Raw genomic sequence first — 17,544 nt, 5'->3', positions numbered from 1 at the left:
CCGCGGGCGCAAGTGCCATCAGGCACAACGCGAAAGGGAGCGCGACGAGGGCAACTGGAACCTTCCGGCGAGTCATGGCTTCGACTCTACCTACTCTGCGGCAACTTGGCAGGCAGCCGGCGTTGGCCTCAATCCCGGAGCTGCCCCAGAATCCGGGCCAGTTCGGCGCGATCTTCTGCGCTGAGCCGGGCAAAGTACTCGGAGGACTTGCCACGCCGTTCGGCGCTGATCTTCGCAAAGAGCTGCTGCCCGTCCGCCGTGGCGGCGACAAGGGTGGCCCGCCGGTCTGTGGGGTCCGGATCGCGACGCACGAGGCCTTTGACCTCGAGCTGGTCCACCACTTCCGTGGCCGAACGTGGCGCAATGCGCAGCCGTTCCGCCAGGTCCTTCAACCGCATCGGATCCCCCGGCGCGGGGCGCATCAGTGTCATGAGCGCCCGCCATTGGTGCGGCGTCAGCTCCCACGGCGACAGCTGCTCAGCCCAGGTCCGGCGCAACCCCCGGAAAGCGGCATGGAAGAGATCGCCAAGGTCGGCCGAATCAGAGGGCTGTGAGTGCATGCCGTCAGTCTAACAATTTGACCCATTACCACATAGTGAGGTAACCTCTGTATTAGTAGGCGCGACTCCCGCGCCCCGCTCGCCACTGGAGGTGGTGCTTATGACGGAGAACATCCTCACCCAAAATCCCCATCGACCGGGCGCTGGAGCACGAAGTCCCGGCCGCGGCCCCGCCCGCCTCAATCCTGCGGACCGCACCCAGCTACAACAGCATCCCGTAAGCCTCAAGCGGATCGCGGCGCTGTTCACCCCGCACAAGGCGACCATCGCCGTCGTCGTACTTCTCATCAGCGCTTCCAGCATCATCGGCCTGGCGCAGCCGTTCCTGGTCCGCCACATCATCGACGTCGCGCTGCCCGGCAAGGATCTGCCGCTTCTCGCGTGGCTCGCCGCCGGATTGATCGCCGTGGCCGCCGCGACCGCGCTGATTGGCGTGCTGCAGACCTGGATGACCACGGGCATGGGCCAGAAGATCATGCACACCCTGCGCACTCGCTTGTTCACGCACCTGCAGCAGCAATCACTGGGATTCTTTACCCGGACCCGCAGCGGCGAGGTACAGTCGCGGTTGAACAACGACATTTCCGGCCTGCAGCAAGTCATCACCTCAACCGCGACCGGTGTTGCCTCCAACCTGACGACGGCCGTCGCCACCGCCATCGCCATGGTGGCCATTTCGCCCGGGCTCTCGCTCCTGTCCCTGATAGTGATCCCGCCAGCCGTTTGGTTCACCCGCCGGGTGGCCCTGCTCCGGCGCAACATCACGTCCACGCTGCAGAGCGAACTGGCCACCATGAACACGCAGGTCGAGGAAGGGCTGTCGGTCTCCGGCGTCCGGCTCTCCAAAACCCTCGGTACCACCAAGCGCGACGCACACCGCTACACGGAAAGCTCCAAACGGCTGATCGGCCTGGAGATGCGCTCCCAACTGGCAGGCCGCTGGCGGATGTCCACCATGGGCATCATCTTCTCGGCCATCCCGGCGCTGATCTACCTCGCCGCCGGGCTGCCCGTCACCAGCGGAGGCATGACCATCGGCACGCTCGTGGCGTTCACCGCCCTGCAGGGTGCCATCTTCCGCCCCGTCATGAGCTTGCTGGATCTCGGCGTCCAATGGGTCACGGCGATGGCCCTGTTCAGCCGCATCTTTGAGTACCTGGACCTGTCTCCGGAAATCACTCCCCCGGCGCGGCCCGTCCCGCTGGACCCGGCCGCAGTGCGCGGCGAGGTCCGCTTCGAGGGCGTCCGTTTCGCGTACGACGGCGGCACTGACGTTCTGCTCGACGTCGACCTCACGCTCCCGGCCGGGACCAGCACCGCAATCGTGGGCCCCACAGGCTCCGGTAAATCGACGCTGGGCTCGCTGCTCCCGCGCCTGCATGACGCCACCGCCGGGCGGATCACCATCGACGGCGTGGATGTGCGCGACATCGCTCCGGAGGAGCTGACGAAAATAGTAGGCGTGGTGTCCCAGGAGACGTACCTGATTCACGACACCATCCGGGAAAACCTGCTCCTCGCTGCACCCGGCGCGGACGACGCCGTCCTGTGGAAGGCGCTCGCCTCGGCCCAGATCGCTGATCTGATCGCAAGCTTGCCCGACGGCCTGGACACGATGGTCGGGGCCCGGGGCCACCGGTTCTCCGGCGGAGAACAGCAGCGCTTGGCCATTGCCCGAACCATCCTGCGCAATCCCAAAGTGCTCGTCCTCGACGAGGCCACGTCCGCCCTGGACAACGCCACGGAAGCCCATGTCCAGGCGGCGCTCGACCGGTTGGCGGTTGGCCGGACTACCCTGACCATCGCCCACAGGCTCTCGACGGTGGAGAAAGCCGATCAGCTCGCAGTCCTCTCCGGCGGAGCGATCGTGGAATTCGGAACTCCCGGGCAGCTTCGCGATACCGGCGGCGCGTATGCGCGGCTTGTCGAGGCCGGGGAGACTGTGGAGTTGGCCGGTTCCGAGGCGGCCTGAAAGCCCGCCTCACGGCATGAACCGGTACCCGATCCCCACCTCGGTGATCAGGTGGCGCGGGTTCCCGGGCTCCAGTTCGAGTTTCCGCCGGAGCTGCGCCATGTACACGCGCAGGTAATTGGCTTCCTTGGCATAGGCCGGGCCCCAGACCTCGCTGAGGAGCTGCTGTTGGGTGATCAGTTTCTCGGGATTGCGCACGAAGAGATCCACGATCCTCCACTCCGTCGGCGTCAGCCGGACGTCCTCGCCGTCGCGCGTTACCCGTCTCATGGCCAGGTCCACCGTGAACGCTTCAGTCACGAGCACAGGCGCTTCTTCGCCCGGGTCCGTGGTGCGCCGCAGGATGGCCCGGAGCCGCGCCAGCAGCTCGTCGAGCCCGAACGGCTTGGTGATGTAGTCGTCCGCTCCGGCGTCCAGGGCTTCCACCTTGTCGTCGGAGCCGTGACGCGCGGAGAGGACCAGGATGGGCACGCTGCTCCACTCACGCAGGCGCGAGATGACCGTGGTTCCGTCGATGTCCGGCAAGCCCAGGTCGAGGATCAAGACGCCCACCGGGTGCTGGGCGGCAGAGCGCAAGGCCGATTCGCCGTCGGACGCGGTGGCCACGGTGTAGCCGTGGGCTTGGAGCGTAATCCGCAACGCCTTGACGATATGGGGATCGTCGTCCACTATCAGGACGTTGCTCATAGGACCTCCCTGGTGGCGCTATCCGGACTGCCCGACGGCGGCACATGGCGGCGTTGCAAGAGAACCGATTGCGCTTCCATGGGAGCTTGCGCCTCCTCGTGCGGGAAGGCGACACCCGTGGACAACGGAAGCCGGATCACCATGGTCAGTCCGCCGCCCGGAGTCTCTTCCGCGGTGAGGGTGCCTCCCATCGCTTCCGTGAATCCCTTGGCCACGGCGAGCCCCAAGCCAACCCCGGTGGTGGAAGGGACGTCGTTGAGCCGCTGGAACGGCTGGAACATCCTGACCACGCTTTCGGCGGGGACTCCTTGGCCGTGGTCGATGATGCGCAGTTCTCCGGACGGCCTCCCGTCCAGGCTGGACGAACTGAAGCCACCCGCGGCTCCCACCAGCACAACATCGGAATCCGGGGCGTACTTGATGGCGTTCTCCACGATGTTGGCGATGACGCGCTCCAGCATGCCGGCGTCGGCGTCGATTTCCGGCATATTTCCCGGCAGGTCCACCCGCACCCGGCCCGGTGGCATGCCATGGAGGGCGGTGGGGATCACTTCGTACCAGCGCACCGGGCGAATGAGGGCATTCACCGAGTCCGAGGTAATGCGGGACATGTCCAGGAGGTTCCCCACGAGGACGTCCAGCCTGTCCGAGCATTCCTCGATGGTTGCCAACAGTTCCTGTTCCTCCTCGGGTGTGTAGTGGACGTTGCTTTGCCGCAAGCCGCCTACGGCCAATTTGATCCCGGCCAGCGGAGTCCGCAAATCATGGGAAACGGCACGCAGGATGGATGTGCGCATGGTGTTGCTCTCGGCCAAACGCATGACCTCACGCCGGCTCGCCGCCAGCTGTCGCCGCTCGAGTTGCGCCGAAAGATGCGCGCCGAAGGCGCTGAGCAAGCGGCGGTCGCTGGCCGGCAGGATGCGGCCGGACAGGACCAGCCGGGTTCCGGCGTCGATCTGTTCGGTGTTTTCGCCGCCGTCGGCGGGGAACGGTGCGGCCTCTCCGGCCTTCGCGACCAGGCGCCAACCGGCGTTCGCAGCGCCGGTGGAACCCGCGGCCCGGTACAACGCCGCGCCGCGCATCTGGAATACGTCCAGCGCCTGCTTCAAAAGTCCTTCGACGGTGTCCTCGGCGCTAGATGCTCCGCGCGTCAGGTCACCCAGGGTGGTGGCTTCGGCACGGGCGCGGGCGGCCTCCTTGGAACGCCTCGCCGAGACGTCCACGACGGCGGCCACAGCTGCCGAAACGCCCACGAAGACCAGTAAGGCAAGGATGTTCTCGGGGTCGCTGATGGTCAGGGTCCCCACGGGCGGTATGGAGAAGAAGTTCACCAACAGGCTGCTCCACAAGGCACCGAGCAACGCGGGCCACAACCCACCGACCAGCGCCACGGCAACCGAGCCCGTCAGCTGGACGAGCACCGCCGTCGCAATGCTGTGCGTGGGGCTCGCGGCCAGGAGGAGTTGCAAAAGAACCGGAAGGACCACCGCCATGGCGAACCCGACGATCACCCGCGTGCGGCCAAGGTCCCGCTGCCGCGGACGGTCGACGCCCCGTCCACCCAAAGGATGCGAAACCATGTGCACGTCAATATCGCCGGAGTCCCGCACCACCCGGTTGCCGATCCCCCGGCCCGTCAGCCGGGCGACGAGGCTCCGGCGTCGCGAAATCCCGACGACGATCTGCGTCGCGTTCACGCTGCGCGCGAAGTCAAGCAAAGCCTTGGCCGGATCCTCCCCCGCCACCGTGTGGTAGCTGCCACCCAAATCCCGGACCAACAAGCGCTGGGCTTCCAACGCCTGCGGGGATTCCGACGCCACGCCATCAGCGGCGCGGACGTGCACCGCGAGCAAGTCACCGCCGTTGACGCGCTTGAGGATCCGGGCAGCCCGGCGGACGAGGACTTCCCCTTCGGGGCCGCCCGTGAGCCCGATGACTATGCGTTCGCGGGCGGGCCAGCTCGCCTCGATCCCCTGTTCCGAACGGTACTTCGCGAGCCCTTCATCCACGCGGTCGGCCAGCCACAGCAGCGCCAGTTCCCGCAAAGCCGTCAGGTTGCCCATCCGGAAGTAGTTGGACAACGCGGCGTCGATCTTGTCCGCCGAGTAGATCTTGCCGTCGCCCAAACGCTGCCGCAACAGCTCCGGTGAGATGTCGACAAGGTGGATCTGGTCCGCACGCCGCACGACGTCGTCGGGCACTGTTTCCGCCTGCCGGACGTCGGTGATGGCACTCACGACGTCACCGAGGGATGCCAGATGCTGCACGTTGACGGTGGAGAGGACGTTGATTCCGGCGTTGAGCAATTCCTCGACGTCCTGCCAACGCTTGGGGTTGCGGCTTCCGGGAATGTTCGAGTGGGCGTATTCATCGACGACGGCGGTGCGCGGCTTGCGTGCCAGGACCGCGTCGACGTCCATCTCTTCAAAGCTGGTATCCCGATACGCGATTCTGTGCGGAGGAATGACTTCCAGCCCGTCCATCAAGGCCCGGGTGTCGCTGCGCCCGTGGTCCATCGCGAAAGCCACCACCACGTCTTCCCCACGTCCACGCAGCCGGTGGGCTTCTTCAAGCATGGCGTAGGTCTTCCCCACCCCCGGGGCTGCCCCGAGGAAAATGCGCAGCGTCGCCCGTGCCATGTGGTCATTCTTTCACTTGTTGAACGCGGGGGGTGCCCGCGGGGCCGGCCGCGCTCACCTGGTCGGTTTCCTCTATTTGACGGCCGCTGCGGCGACGTCCAGGTTCAACTCCGTGACGTTCACGGATGGCTGCCCCAGGAAGGCCTCGAGTCCCGTGACCGTGCGGCGGTCCACCATGGCCTGCACCGTCTCAGGACTCAGCCCGTGTGCCTTGGCCACCCTGGGCACCTGGAGGCGGGCATATGCCACCGAGATCTGCGGGTCCAGCCCGGAACCGCTCGCCGTGACGGCGTCGGCGGGGACGTCGGACTCCTTGACCCCCTCTGCGGCGGCGACGGCGGTGCGGTTGGCTTTGATGGCGTCAAGCAGTTTGGGATCGTTGGGTCCCAGGTTGCTGGCGGTGGACGCCCCCGGGTCCCATTTCGCCGCCGAGGGACGGGCGTGGAACCACAACGGATTCTGGATGCCGGCGTCGTTGGCGGAGACTTGCGCAATCAGTGCGGAAGCTGCGGGCTTTCCGGATGCGTCCCGCACGATGGAGCCGTTGGCTTGGAAGGGCGCAACGGCCTGGCCGATACCGAAAATCGCCAGCGGGTAGATCAATCCAAGGACCACAGTGGCCAGGAGCAGGAAGCGGAGGGCCGTTCCTGCTTGCCGAAGATAGCCGGGAAGGGTGTTCATGATTCTCTCCTAGCCGATGCCGGGGATGAGGGAAATGAGCAGGTCGATGAGCTTGATCCCGATGAAGGGAGCCACAAGGCCGCCGAGGCCGTAGATTGCCAGGTTCCTGGCGAGCGCCTGGTTCGCCGAAACGGCACGGTATTTGACGCCGCGCAGGGCGAGCGGAACCAGGGCGATGATGATCAAGGCGTTGAAGATCACCGCGGACAGGATGGCCGAGGAAGGCGACGCCAGGCCCATGATGTTCAATCGGGCAAGCCCTGGAAATACCGAGGTGAACAGCGCCGGAACGATCGCGAAGTACTTTGCGACGTCGTTCGCCACCGAGAACGTGGTCAGGGCGCCGCGGGTGATGAGCAGCTGTTTGCCGATGCCCACAATGTTGATGAGCTTGGTGGGATCCGAGTCCAGGTCGACCATGTTTGCGGCTTCCTTGGCGGCCGGCGTGCCCGAGTTCATGGCGACGCCGACATCCGCCGCGGCCAGCGCGGGGGCGTCGTTGGTGCCGTCACCGGTCATGGCTACCAGCCGGCCGTGCGCCTGCTCGTCCTTGATGACAGCAAGCTTGTCTTCGGGGGTGGCCTCGGCGACGAAATCGTCGACGCCGGACTCCGCAGCAATTGCTTTGGCCGTGATGGGGTTGTCGCCCGTGATCATCACCGTCCGGATGCCCATCCGGCGCAGTTCGGCGAAGCGGGCGTGCATGCCCGGCTTGACCACATCGGCGAGGTGGATCGTGCCGAGGACCCGGGCTCCGCCGTCGTGCCCGACGCCGGCCACCAACAGCGGTGTGCCGCCCTGGGCGGAGATTTCCCGCACCGCGCGGTCCACCTCGGCAGGCGTCTGGCCGCCGGCATCCGCCACGAACTTCGCGACGGCGGTTGCGGCGCCCTTGCGGATCTTCCGTCCGTCGAGGTCCAGGCCGCTCATGCGCGTGCTCGCACTGAACTCGACAACCGCGAACTCTTCCGAGCCTTTCAGGAGTGCGGCGAGGTCAGGGCCGCCGACGCCCTTTTCCGCCGCGAGATCCACGATCGAGCGTCCCTCCGGCGTCTCATCGGCCAGGCTCGACAGGCGCGCCGCTTCGATGAGTTCGGACCGCTCGACGTCGTGGGCCGGGAAGAAGTTGACCGCGCGGCGGTTGCCGTAGGTGATGGTGCCGGTCTTGTCGAGCAGCAGGGTGGTGATGTCTCCGGCGGTCTCCACGGCGCGGCCGGACGTGGCCAGGACATTGTGCTGCACCAAGCGGTCCATGCCGGCGATGCCGATGGCCGGCACGAGCGCCCCGATCGTCGTCGGGATGAGACAGACAAGCAGCGCCACCAGCACGATCGGCGACGGCGTTGCCCCCGGCAGCGAAGCGAACGGTGCCAAGCTCATGGTGACGGCAAGGAAAACGATGGTCAGCGAGACAAGGAGGACGTGGAGTGCGATTTCGTTGGGCGTCTTTTGCCGGACGGCGCCTTCCACAAGCCTGATCATCCGGTCGATGAACGTTTCGCCCGCCTCAGCCGTAATGCGAACGGCGATGCGGTCCGAAAGGACCTTGGTGCCGCCGGTTACCGAGGAGCGGTCGCCGCCGGATTCACGGATCACTGGCGCCGATTCACCGGTGATGGTGGATTCGTCCACGCTCGCCAGGCCTTCGATGATCTCGCCATCGGAAGGGATGACGTCCCCGGCTTCGCACATCACGACGTCGTCCTTCCGCAGTTCCGTTCCCGGCACTTCCTTGAGGGTGCCGTCCTCAAGCCGAAGCCGGGCAACGACGCCTTTCCTGCTGGCCCGGAGACTGTCCGCCTGGGCCTTGCCGCGGCCCTCGGCGATGGCTTCCGACAAGGTACCGAAGAGCACTGTCAGCCAAAGCCAGATCGTCACCGAGATGCCGAACACGGCGGGTTTGAGGATGCATATAGCGGTGCAGAGAGCAGCGCCGACCAGCACGGTGAACATCACGGGCGAATGGATCATCTGGCGCGGCCCCAGCTTCCGCACTGCGACCGGCAACGCGGTCCGGATGCTGGCAAAGTCCAGCTTCGCCGGCGCTTTGGTGTGGTGTTTGTGCTCCCCCGGAGTGCCCAGAGGATTTCCGTCTGCGTAGGTCTGGGCGGCGGTGTCCGTTGTGGACGGGGTCATTTGAGGAGTCCTTCTGCGAGGGGGCCTAGGGCGAGGGCAGGGAAGTAGCTCAACGCCGTCATGATCACGGTGACGGAGAGCAGGAGCGAACCGAAGAGCCAGCCATGGGTGGGCACTGTTCCGGAGGATGCCGGGATCCGGGGCTGTTTTGCCATGGAACCCGCCAGAGCCAGCACCAGCACGATGGGCAGATAGCGGCCCAGGAGCATGGCGATTCCCATGATGGTGGACAGGTAGGGGCCGGAGGTGGTGATGCCGGCGAACGCGGAGCCGTTGTTGTTGGCTCCGGAGGTGAACGCGTAGAGCACCTCACTGAATTGGTGCGGACCGGAGGCCGGCGCGTTGGCCATGGCGTCCGGAAGCAGGACTGTGATTCCGGCCGTGGCCAGCACCACCACCGGCGTCACGAGGATGTACATGGCTGCGAGCTTCATTTCCCGTGGCCCGATCTTCTTGCCCAGGAATTCCGGTGTGCGGCCCACCATGAGCCCGGCGATGAACACGGAGACGATCGCAAGGATGAGCAGGCCATAAAGCCCTGACCCCGTGCCGCCGGGGGCCACTTCACCGAGCATCATGTTCACCATGGCCACGCCGCCGGCCAGGGGCGGCAGGGAATCGTGGGCCACGTTGATCGCTCCTGTTGAAGTCAGGGTGGTGGCCGTGGCAAAGATGGAGCTCTGGGCCGCGCCGAAGCGCTGTTCAAAGCCCTCGCCCAAACCGCCGGCTGCCGCGGTTGCCGTTCCCGCAGCCCCTGCAACGGCCCAGCCCATCAGCACCGTGGACGTCAGCCAGAGCGTGCCCATGACGCCGACTACCGTGTACCCCTGCCGTTGGTCCCCCACCATGCGGCCATAGGCGTACGGCAATGCGGAAGGAATGAGCAGGATCAGGAAGACTTCGAACATGCTGATGAAGACGTTCGGGTTCTCGAACGGGTGCGAGGAATTGGCATTGAAGTAGCCACCGCCGTTCGTGCCGAGGATCTTGATGGCCTCTTGGGAGGCTACCGGGCCGCCGGGGATGGTCTGGGTGACGCCTGTTGCTTGATTGACGACGTCGGTGGACCAGAAATTCTGCACCACACCGCCGATCACCATCACGATGGCCGCGAGCGCAGCCATCGGGAGCAGCACGCGGAACGAAGTGCGAGCCAAGTCCACCCAGAAATTCCCCAGCCTGTCCGTCCGGGTCCGCGCGATGCCGCGGATCAGGGCGACCACCACCACGATTCCGACGGCGGCGGAGAGGAAGTTCTGCACGGCCAGCAAGCACATCTGCGCGAAGATGCCCATGGTGGTCTCCGGCGTGTACGTCTGCCAGTTCGTGTTCGTAGCAAAGGAGATGGCCGTGTTCATGGCCGTCCAAGGATCCACGCCAGGGAGGGAGTTGTTCCCGGGGAGGACGCCTTGGAGCCGTTGGAGAAGGAAGACCAGCAGGATGGACACGGCAGAGAAGACCAGGACACTGCGCAGGTATATCGACCAGCGCTGTTCGGTATTTGGGTCCACCCCGGACAACCGGTAGAACAGCCGTTCCACCCGCGTTGACTTCTTGCCCTCAAACACGCTGGCGAGGTAAACGCCCAGCGGTTTGTGCACCAGGATCAGCAGCAAAAGCAGAACGGCTACCTGGGTGACGAAGGAGGCAATGCTGAAAACCATCCCGAATCACCACTTTTCCGGGTGGATCAAGACGGCCAGCAGGTAGCCGAACAAACACAGGCCTGCAATGAACAGGACCAACCACATCACGGCGTCCGCGCTCACTGCCCGTTCACCGGCCCATCGCCGTCGATGATTTTGCCCAGCAGGTGGGCAATCCACATCACGATCCCCATGGACACCACGAAGATCCCCACAACAGCCACGTCGGCCATTGGAACGTCCTTTCATCCGTGCCCCGTTTGCGGGGCTGATGCCAGTCAACTCCTCGGTTGGTAGCGAAAATCGGTTCCTGATGGTTCCTTAACACGGCGGGGCCGAATCTTGACGGCTTCTTAACAAGTGCGGGTGGATTCCGGGAAATCGACGTTAAGGATTCGTCAAGATCGGCTTCAACCAGCGAAAACACCTCTTGTCGGTGTTATGTTCAGCAATGATCGCGGTGCCTGCGCGTCGCGCGGAAAGGACACCATGACTACCTTGAGCAGGCCCCCGGCTGATCCTTCGGCCCCACGGCCCGGCGGCATGGCCTCCCTGCGGACATGGCTGCTGTTCGGACTGCAGGATTCCAAAGGTTCGCACCAAGGACCCGGCGCGGTGGGCGATCCCCATCTGAAGAAGCACTCATGGTGGCAGGTCATGTGCCTCACCGGCGTCGACTATTTCTCCACCCTCGGCTACCAGCCCGCCATCGCTGCCTTGGCCGCGGGAGTGATCTCCCCTTTGGCCACCATCGTCCTGGTGGCCGTCACGCTGCTCGGCGCCCTGCCCGTGTACCACCGCGTCGCCGGTGAAAGCCACCGCGGCGAGGGATCCATAGCGATGCTCGAGCGTCTCTTGCCCCGCTGGGGAGGGAAGATCCTCGTCCTTGTTCTCCTCGGGTTCGCGGCGACGGACTTCATGATCACCATGACTCTTTCGGCCGCTGACGCCACCGCACACGCGATCCAAAACCCGCTCGCCCCGGGCTGGCTGCAGGGACAGAACATCCTGGTTACTTTGTTCCTCCTCGCCCTGTTGGCCGCCGTATTCCTGCGCGGATTCAAGGAAGCCATCGGCGTGGCCGTCGTCCTCGTCGCGGTCTACCTGGGCCTCAATGTCGTCGTCGTATTCTCAACGTTTGTAGAGGTGTTCGCCCATCCGGTCGCGGTGGGCGACTGGTGGCATGCACTGTCCACTTCGCACGGAAACCCGTTCATGGTGATCGGCATCGCCCTGCTGGTGTTTCCAAAACTCGCCTTGGGCCTGTCCGGTTTCGAGACCGGTGTCGCCGTGATGCCCCAGATCCGTGGACGTGCCTCGGACACCGAGGAGAACCCCGCCGGACGGATCAAGGGGACCCGCCGCCTCCTGACCACGGCGGCCGTCATCATGAGTTCCTTCCTGATCGCTACCAGCTTCACCACTGTTGTGCTGATTCCGGAGAAGGAGTTCCAGCCCGGCGGCCAGGCCGATGGACGCGCCCTGGCATTCCTCGCGCACCAATATCTCGGCGTCGGGTTCGGCACCGTCTATGACCTGAGCACCATCGCGATCCTGTGGTTCGCAGGCGCCTCCGCCATGGCCGGGCTGCTGAACCTGGTCCCGCGGTACCTGCCACGATATGGAATGGCGCCTGGCTGGGCCCGTGCGGTGCGCCCGTTGGTCCTGGTGTTCACCCTCATCGGGTTCCTGATCACGTTCCTTTTCAACGCCGACGTCGACGCCCAGGGTGGCGCGTACGCCACCGGCGTGTTGGTGCTGATGACATCTGCCGCTGTGGCGGTGACCCTCTCGGCGCGCCGCTTGAGGCAGCGCAAGCGCACTGTCGGATTCGGGATCATCGCCGTCGTCTTTATCTACACAACGATTGCCAACATCTTCGAACGTCCCGAAGGTATCCGGATCGCCGCGATCTTCATCGTGGGGATCATCGTGATCTCGCTGCTTTCGAGGATCCGGCGCTCGTTCGAACTGCACGCCACCCACGTCCATCTGGACCGCCAGGCGCTGGAATTCATGTCCACCAATTTGAGCGGCCCGATTGCGCTCATCGCCCACGAACCCCTCCGACTCACCGCGGAGGCCTATCGGGACAAACTCACCTCGGCCATCGAAGTCAGCCACATTCCGGTGGATTACCAGGCGCTCTTCCTGGAAGTGATCGTGGACGATTCTTCCGACTTTGAAACCGCACTTGAGGTCCATGGCGTGGTCCGGCACGGACACCAGATACTGGAAGTCCACGGTCCCGTGGTCCCCAACACCATCGCGTCAGTGCTGCTGCACATCCGTGACGTGACAGGCCTCATGCCGCACATCTACTTCCGCTGGACCGAAGGAAACCCCGTCATCAACCTGCTTCGCTTCCTGTTCCTCGGCGAGGGAGAGATCGCTCCGGTCACCCGCGAAGTCCTGCGTGAAGCCGAACCCGATGTCAGCCGGCGCCCGTGGGTCCACGTCGGCTGAGCGCAGCGTAGGGGGCGCCCAGAAAGCACTGCTGTCAGGGCCGCTCCGGCATCTCGCCGTTCGCTACCGCTTCGATCCAGTCGACCGCCTCGTCCGAGAAATAGAACCCCGAAGGCCCACTCCGACCAACCCACCATGGATCCGAAGCAATCGGGCCGCCAGCTTGGGTGATCTCGACTACCACTTCCGGCGGAACCGCGTCGCCGTTGTTCTCAATAAGCCATTTCTGGGTAGACGGCTTCAGCTTCGACCACCAGTGCTCGATACTCATGGCCGAAGTCTGCCATGCCTGCCGCCATTGCTCGAGGCCTGGCCGTTAAGAGAGTGCTAAATCTGCGTCTGTTGGCATATGGAAACCATTAAGACCGCAGGCGGCGGATCCTTTCGGTGATCTGATCGAGGAAGTAATTCATGGCCAGCCTGGCCGTGGACCGGTCCTTCCGCAGGAGCTGACGCAACCATGAAACCCAACGGCTTTTCTCACGGAATGGCGACCGACGCCACAGTTCCGGGCATCCGTCCGAACGATTACGTGGTGGTTGATGAGGTCGGTGATTTCTCTTACTATCCGTCCGAGGCCGCAATGCTCAAAGACTTGGAATACGTGGACGAAGCATCATGCATTCTTGACCGACCCGGCAACGACTACCGCCTGACCATGGATACGGACAGGCACCTGCATCTGGGTCCCTCATTGGGCACGGTGGAATTCAACTGGCTCCGCCAAGCGTGGACGAACAACCAGCAGAGAAACATGCAGGCCCATCCCTTGCAGCGGTTCCACGCGACAACGCTGGAAGCCCTCCTTGAGGGACTATTTGAAATGCTTTACCTCGAACATGCCGGCAGGACCACGGACGCGCCGTGGGTCTTGGAGGTGGACGGCGAAGTAACCCACCCCGCGACTCTCCACGAAGTCAGTAGCCTCCTCACCCGCGTTGATCACCTCGAACGAGTCACGGTGCATGATCCCTTCGGCCACGACTACCAGCCAATCCGACACGCGGGGCATCGCTTCTTCTTTCCTGCGGCGGGGTCGGTCTATTACGTCGAGGTTGCTGGACGGTCCAAGGGGAGCGGCGCCTCACACTGAGGCACCACGACGCCGGCGGCGCCGTGGATTCACCGGATATCCGTCGCGAATAGCCAGCCGCGTGTCGTCAGCTACTTCCCCGCCGGCCATCCGGTGTACGACTCCGCCAGGTACGCCCGGGCATGCCGGGAAGAGACCACGGAGTGGAGCTCGCCGAGCTGGCGTGCGCGGCCGAAGTCGTCCGAACCGGGCGCGGTGTGCAGCATGGACGTCATCCAGTAGGAGAAGTGCTGTGCCTTCCAGACACGTTCCAGGGCACGGTCGCTGTAGGACTCGAGCTGCGCGTTGGAGCCGTTTGTGTAGAAGGAATCGAGGCCTTCGAAGAGAACTTTGACATCATGCAGGGCCAAATTGAGCCCCTTGGCGCCCGTCGGCGGGACGGTGTGGGCAGCGTCGCCGGCCAGGAACAGGTTCCCGTGGCGCATCGGGGTGTGGACGAAGCTGCGGAACGGCAGGACCATCTTCTCGAGTACCGGCCCCTCCTTGAGCTCAAAGCCGTTTCCGTTGACGCGCCTGCGGAATTCGGACCAGATGCGCTCGTCGTCCCAATCGGCCACGTTTTCCTTGGGGTCGCATTGGAAGTACATGCGCTGCACGTTCTCAGTGCGCTGGCTGATCAGGGCGAAGCCGTTCTTGGAGTTGGCATAAATCAGTTCGTCTGAGCTCCGCGGTGCCTGGGCGAGGATGCCGAACCACGCGAAGGGGTATTCGTGGAAGTACCACTTGCGGTTGGCCTCGGGGATCTGGAAGCGGCAGTGGCTGCGGGAACCGTCGGCGCCCACCAGGAAGTCCGCCTGGATTTCGAACTCCTGGCCCTCGGCGTCGGTGAACCAGACCTTGGGTTTGCCTTCGAGGTCGTGGATGGTGGTGTCCGTGACGCTGTACCTGACGTCGCCCCCGTCGTTCTTGCGCCGTGCGGCGAGATCGAGGAAGACCTCCGTCTGCGGGTAGAGCCACACGGATTCGCCTACGAGTTCCTTGAAGTCGATCCGGTGGCTTTCGCCGTTGAAACGCAGTTCGATCCCGTCGTGCCGGTCGCCGTCGCGCAGCACCCGGTCGGAAACACCGCTGTCCACGAGCAGGTTCACCGAGCCGTGTTCCAGGATGCCCGCACGGACTGTTTCGGCGATCTGCTGATGGCTACGGACCTCGATGACAGTGGATTCGATCCCCGAGGTGGCCAGCAGATGGGAAAGCATGAGCCCGGCCGGCCCGGCGCCCATAATGGCCACTTGGGTGGTGATGATCTTGCGTGCCATGGTGTTCCTCGCTTCATTGCGGAATCGCGCCTCACGGGCTGCGGTGGTTCTGCTGACCAGTGTGACCCCCGCCGCATGGTCGGCGTCATACGAATTCCGTTCAACGGAAAAAGCTAGGCGTCCCGACGCTCCCCAAGTTGGCGGGCGATTCCGCGTGCCGCAGTCTGCAGCGCAGGCACCAGGGCCTGTAGGCGCATTTCCGCGAGCGGAACCACGACGCCGAGCGCGGCTACCGTGCGCCGCTTGCTGTCCGTGACCGGCACCGCGATGCCCCACGTGTCCGGATCCACCACGCCCGCGAGCTGGGCGTACCCCTGCTGGGCGGTTTCCGCCAAAAGGTGACGGACGACGTCGGCCGTCACCTTTCCCGCGGGGTCGCTGAACTGCTTGAGGTACTCGGCCTGCTGTTCCCTCGGCTGGCCAGCCATCAGTGCCAGCCCGGCCGAAGAGATGTGGACCGGCATGCGTCCAGCAACGCGGGCGCGGTTGGCCACAGATCCCCGGCGGGACAGCCGCTCGACGAACAACGCTTCCCAGCCATCGAGCACGGCAAGGTTCACGTTCTGGTTCAGGACCTGCTGGATGTCCTCCATGAACGGCAGGGCCGCTTGCCGTAGGGCCAGAGTTGGCGAATTCCGGTTCACGAGTTCCCACAACCGCAGGCCCAAGCGGACACTACCGCTCGCGCCAAGCTCCAGGAGTCCGTGATCGGCGAGCTGCCGGACCAATCGATGGGCGCTTGCGAGGGGCAGGCCGGCGGTGTCCGCTAGTTCGGAAAGCCGCAGCGACGTGGAGCCTTCGGGGAACGCCTCGATAATCCGGACGATGCGGTCCACCACTGAATCGCCCGATGCCGAGTTTGCCAATGCGCCTTCACCGCTTCCATGTATTCCATTGAATGGAGCACTAGCTTAGACCGGCTCAGGCGCATCCGCTGAGCCGTCCTTGGTTTCCCGCCGCGAGATCTCCAAGCCGATCGCGTCGTAGTGAGCCAGCACCACCGGAGAGGCAGCTGTGCCGGGCTGGTCCAGCAGGCCGAAGGCGAAATCGCTCGCGGCAAGAAGTTCTTCATCGGAGCATTTGTCCAACGGCTGGAGTCCTGACGCATCGATCGAGGCAGTGAACTCGCCGGCGATCTCGATCGATTTGACTCCCGTTGGGGCCCCGAGCGGGAAACCGGCAGGCCTCTCGGTGAATTCCAACGAAACTCCGGATCCAGTGGCGAGGCCCACTTCCGTGGTACCGCCGTCGATCGCGTTGAGGTCATTGCGGAGTCCGGCCAAGGCCTGCGATTCGACCATTGCGGCGTGGGACAAGCCCACTCTGATGTGGGAGGTGATGCCCATTCGCCGAATCCGGCGAACGATCTGTACGAGTGCGGGCCTCGAATCTTGATTCAGGCTTCCCCGAACATCGATATCGACGGCGTCGGTGGAAACATCGAATTTAACGAGGGCGTGCAATCTACGGTCCATAGGTACTCCAAATAAGGGTGTCTATGGCCGACGGCTCAACCTCAAGAAGGTTATCCTCTGGCACCGCCGTTGTACACCCCGCGAGGTGGCCAACTGCGGTCCGGACTCACCCTGCCCGGGTGCGGCCGGGCTCCTGGGCCGGTTCTTCGAAGTGGGTCAGGGTGCCCGCCGCGTCGACGGAATCCACCAAGGACTTGGCGATATCCCGCAGTTTCAGGTTGCGGTTGCTTGAGGCCTCCGTCAGGATCCGGACGGCGTCCTCCTGGCTGCAGCGGCTCTGTGCCATGACAATTCCAACAGCGATATCGATGACCGTTCGGGACTCCATTGCTGCCCTGAGATTCTTTGCACTGTCCGCATGTAGGGCGAACCTGATCGCAAGACGCAAGGCCTGCGATACCTCACGGGTGTACCCGCGGGCCCGATCTGCGGCCCTTTCGTCGAACTTGTACGGGGCCTCGGAGTACAGATTGAGGGCTGCTTTGGCCTCTCCCTCCAGGTCGAACGGCAACGACAACACAGACCTCAGTCCGTGCGACGCAACGGCGTTCGCATAGTCAGGACCCCATCGGTTCTCCTCAAGGAGATCCGGCACGTGGACTTCGCGTTCCTCTTCGGCTGCCGTCAAGCATGGCCCCTGGGCCAAGGAGTACTGGATCTCGTCCACTTCACGGGCCTCATCACTGCTCCAACCAATCGTGAGTGCCTTCCGCTCGCGCAAAAGCGTGATCCCGCAGAGTGCGTCATCGCCGTCGCCCGCCATCTGGTGGGCAGAAAACCGTGCCAGCTCGTTCAGGAAGTCCTCAAAGTCGGCACTCTCCAGGATCAGGTTCTGGATCCGGTCGATGGTGGTCCAAGTGGAATCTGCAGGAAGCATGGCACGTTCTCCCGATGAATATGCTGATTGGGGCATGTGGAAATAATAAGTCC

15 protein-coding genes are annotated in these 17,544 nt (G+C 64.3%); 3 read left to right on the top strand and 12 right to left on the bottom strand.

Annotated elements, in window-relative coordinates:
- Positions 1–128: 128 nt before the first annotated feature.
- Positions 129–560, bottom strand: coding sequence for a MarR family transcriptional regulator (locus BMF89_RS11280; RefSeq protein ID WP_078107179.1), 432 nt, complete (start codon positions 558–560; stop codon positions 129–131).
- 100 nt (positions 561–660) lie between these two features.
- Between BMF89_RS11280 and BMF89_RS11275 the strand changes: the two genes are divergently transcribed.
- Positions 661–2,532: an ABC transporter ATP-binding protein gene (locus tag BMF89_RS11275; protein ID WP_078107178.1), complete on the top strand. Its 1,872-nt coding sequence runs from the start codon at positions 661–663 to the stop codon at positions 2,530–2,532.
- Between the two features lie 9 nt (positions 2,533–2,541).
- Here the strand turns inward: BMF89_RS11275 and BMF89_RS11270 are convergent, their stop codons facing one another.
- The 6 genes from BMF89_RS11270 to BMF89_RS11245 all read right to left on the bottom strand — a co-directional run bounded on the left by BMF89_RS11270 (position 2,542) and on the right by BMF89_RS11245 (position 10,426).
- On the bottom strand, positions 2,542–3,219 hold the full coding sequence (locus tag BMF89_RS11270) for a response regulator (protein WP_078107177.1): 678 nt from the start codon (positions 3,217–3,219) through the stop codon (positions 2,542–2,544).
- A complete protein-coding gene (locus BMF89_RS11265) occupies positions 3,216–5,858 on the bottom strand; it encodes an ATP-binding protein (RefSeq protein ID WP_078107176.1) in 2,643 nt (880 codons plus the stop codon). Before BMF89_RS11265 ends, BMF89_RS11270 begins: the two co-directional genes overlap by 4 nt.
- A gap of 72 nt (positions 5,859–5,930) precedes the next feature.
- Positions 5,931–6,539: a K(+)-transporting ATPase subunit C gene (kdpC, locus tag BMF89_RS11260; RefSeq protein ID WP_078107175.1), complete on the bottom strand. Its 609-nt coding sequence runs from the start codon at positions 6,537–6,539 to the stop codon at positions 5,931–5,933.
- A gap of 9 nt (positions 6,540–6,548) precedes the next feature.
- Complete coding sequence (gene kdpB / locus BMF89_RS11255) at positions 6,549–8,675, bottom strand: potassium-transporting ATPase subunit KdpB (protein WP_078107174.1); 2,127 nt, start codon at positions 8,673–8,675, stop codon at positions 6,549–6,551.
- Positions 8,672–10,339, bottom strand: coding sequence for a potassium-transporting ATPase subunit KdpA (gene kdpA / locus BMF89_RS11250; protein WP_078107173.1), 1,668 nt, complete (start codon positions 10,337–10,339; stop codon positions 8,672–8,674). Before kdpA ends, kdpB begins: the two co-directional genes overlap by 4 nt.
- A gap of 6 nt (positions 10,340–10,345) precedes the next feature.
- Complete coding sequence (locus BMF89_RS11245; RefSeq protein ID WP_231497388.1) at positions 10,346–10,426, bottom strand: potassium-transporting ATPase subunit F; 81 nt, start codon at positions 10,424–10,426, stop codon at positions 10,346–10,348.
- 384 nt (positions 10,427–10,810) lie between these two features.
- On the opposite strand from BMF89_RS11245, the gene BMF89_RS11240 reads away from it, so the two are divergent.
- Positions 10,811–12,787, top strand: coding sequence for an amino acid transporter (locus tag BMF89_RS11240; RefSeq protein WP_078107171.1), 1,977 nt, complete (start codon positions 10,811–10,813; stop codon positions 12,785–12,787).
- Positions 12,788–12,821: 34 nt separating this feature from the next.
- Here the strand turns inward: BMF89_RS11240 and BMF89_RS11235 are convergent, their stop codons facing one another.
- Complete coding sequence (locus tag BMF89_RS11235) at positions 12,822–13,058, bottom strand: hypothetical protein (RefSeq protein WP_078107170.1); 237 nt, start codon at positions 13,056–13,058, stop codon at positions 12,822–12,824.
- Between the two features lie 189 nt (positions 13,059–13,247).
- Between BMF89_RS11235 and BMF89_RS11230 the strand changes: the two genes are divergently transcribed.
- Entirely contained in the window at positions 13,248–13,880 is a 633-nt protein-coding gene (locus tag BMF89_RS11230) for a hypothetical protein (protein ID WP_078107169.1), read from the top strand.
- Positions 13,881–13,951: 71 nt separating this feature from the next.
- Here the strand turns inward: BMF89_RS11230 and BMF89_RS11225 are convergent, their stop codons facing one another.
- The 4 genes from BMF89_RS11225 to BMF89_RS11210 all read right to left on the bottom strand — a co-directional run bounded on the left by BMF89_RS11225 (position 13,952) and on the right by BMF89_RS11210 (position 17,491).
- Positions 13,952–15,139 (bottom strand): 4-hydroxybenzoate 3-monooxygenase, encoded by a 1,188-nt coding sequence (locus BMF89_RS11225; RefSeq protein WP_078107168.1) that lies wholly within the window; start codon positions 15,137–15,139, stop codon positions 13,952–13,954.
- A gap of 113 nt (positions 15,140–15,252) precedes the next feature.
- Complete coding sequence (locus BMF89_RS11220) at positions 15,253–16,005, bottom strand: IclR family transcriptional regulator (protein ID WP_078107167.1); 753 nt, start codon at positions 16,003–16,005, stop codon at positions 15,253–15,255.
- A 45-nt stretch (positions 16,006–16,050) separates the two neighbouring features.
- Positions 16,051–16,614 (bottom strand): hypothetical protein, encoded by a 564-nt coding sequence (locus BMF89_RS11215; protein WP_078107166.1) that lies wholly within the window; start codon positions 16,612–16,614, stop codon positions 16,051–16,053.
- Between the two features lie 106 nt (positions 16,615–16,720).
- Positions 16,721–17,491 (bottom strand): GAF and ANTAR domain-containing protein, encoded by a 771-nt coding sequence (locus tag BMF89_RS11210; RefSeq protein WP_078107165.1) that lies wholly within the window; start codon positions 17,489–17,491, stop codon positions 16,721–16,723.
- Positions 17,492–17,544: the final 53 nt, after the last annotated feature.

The sequence above is a fragment of the Arthrobacter sp. SRS-W-1-2016 genome, assembly GCF_002009585.1.
Lineage (GTDB): Bacteria > Actinomycetota > Actinomycetes > Actinomycetales > Micrococcaceae > Arthrobacter > Arthrobacter bambusae_A.
Note: the sequence above shows the minus strand (reverse complement) of the source record. Positions and strands in the feature narration are given on the sequence as shown.

Coding starts and splice junctions, on each gene's coding strand:
- BMF89_RS11240 (WP_078107171.1), top strand. CDS start 10,811: ATGACTACCTTGAGCAGGCCCCCGGCTGATCCTTCGGCCCCACGGCCC.
- BMF89_RS11270 (WP_078107177.1), bottom strand. CDS start 3,219: ATGAGCAACGTCCTGATAGTGGACGACGATCCCCATATCGTCAAGGCG.
- BMF89_RS11230 (WP_078107169.1), top strand. CDS start 13,248: ATGAAACCCAACGGCTTTTCTCACGGAATGGCGACCGACGCCACAGTT.
- BMF89_RS11215 (WP_078107166.1), bottom strand. CDS start 16,614: ATGGACCGTAGATTGCACGCCCTCGTTAAATTCGATGTTTCCACCGAC.
- kdpC (WP_078107175.1), bottom strand. CDS start 6,539: ATGAACACCCTTCCCGGCTATCTTCGGCAAGCAGGAACGGCCCTCCGC.
- BMF89_RS11235 (WP_078107170.1), bottom strand. CDS start 13,058: ATGAGTATCGAGCACTGGTGGTCGAAGCTGAAGCCGTCTACCCAGAAA.
- kdpB (WP_078107174.1), bottom strand. CDS start 8,675: ATGACCCCGTCCACAACGGACACCGCCGCCCAGACCTACGCAGACGGA.
- BMF89_RS11210 (WP_078107165.1), bottom strand. CDS start 17,491: ATGCTTCCTGCAGATTCCACTTGGACCACCATCGACCGGATCCAGAAC.
- BMF89_RS11245 (WP_231497388.1), bottom strand. CDS start 10,426: ATGTGGTTGGTCCTGTTCATTGCAGGCCTGTGTTTGTTCGGCTACCTG.
- BMF89_RS11275 (WP_078107178.1), top strand. CDS start 661: ATGACGGAGAACATCCTCACCCAAAATCCCCATCGACCGGGCGCTGGA.
- kdpA (WP_078107173.1), bottom strand. CDS start 10,339: ATGGTTTTCAGCATTGCCTCCTTCGTCACCCAGGTAGCCGTTCTGCTT.
- BMF89_RS11265 (WP_078107176.1), bottom strand. CDS start 5,858: ATGGCACGGGCGACGCTGCGCATTTTCCTCGGGGCAGCCCCGGGGGTG.
- BMF89_RS11225 (WP_078107168.1), bottom strand. CDS start 15,139: ATGGCACGCAAGATCATCACCACCCAAGTGGCCATTATGGGCGCCGGG.
- BMF89_RS11280 (WP_078107179.1), bottom strand. CDS start 560: ATGCACTCACAGCCCTCTGATTCGGCCGACCTTGGCGATCTCTTCCAT.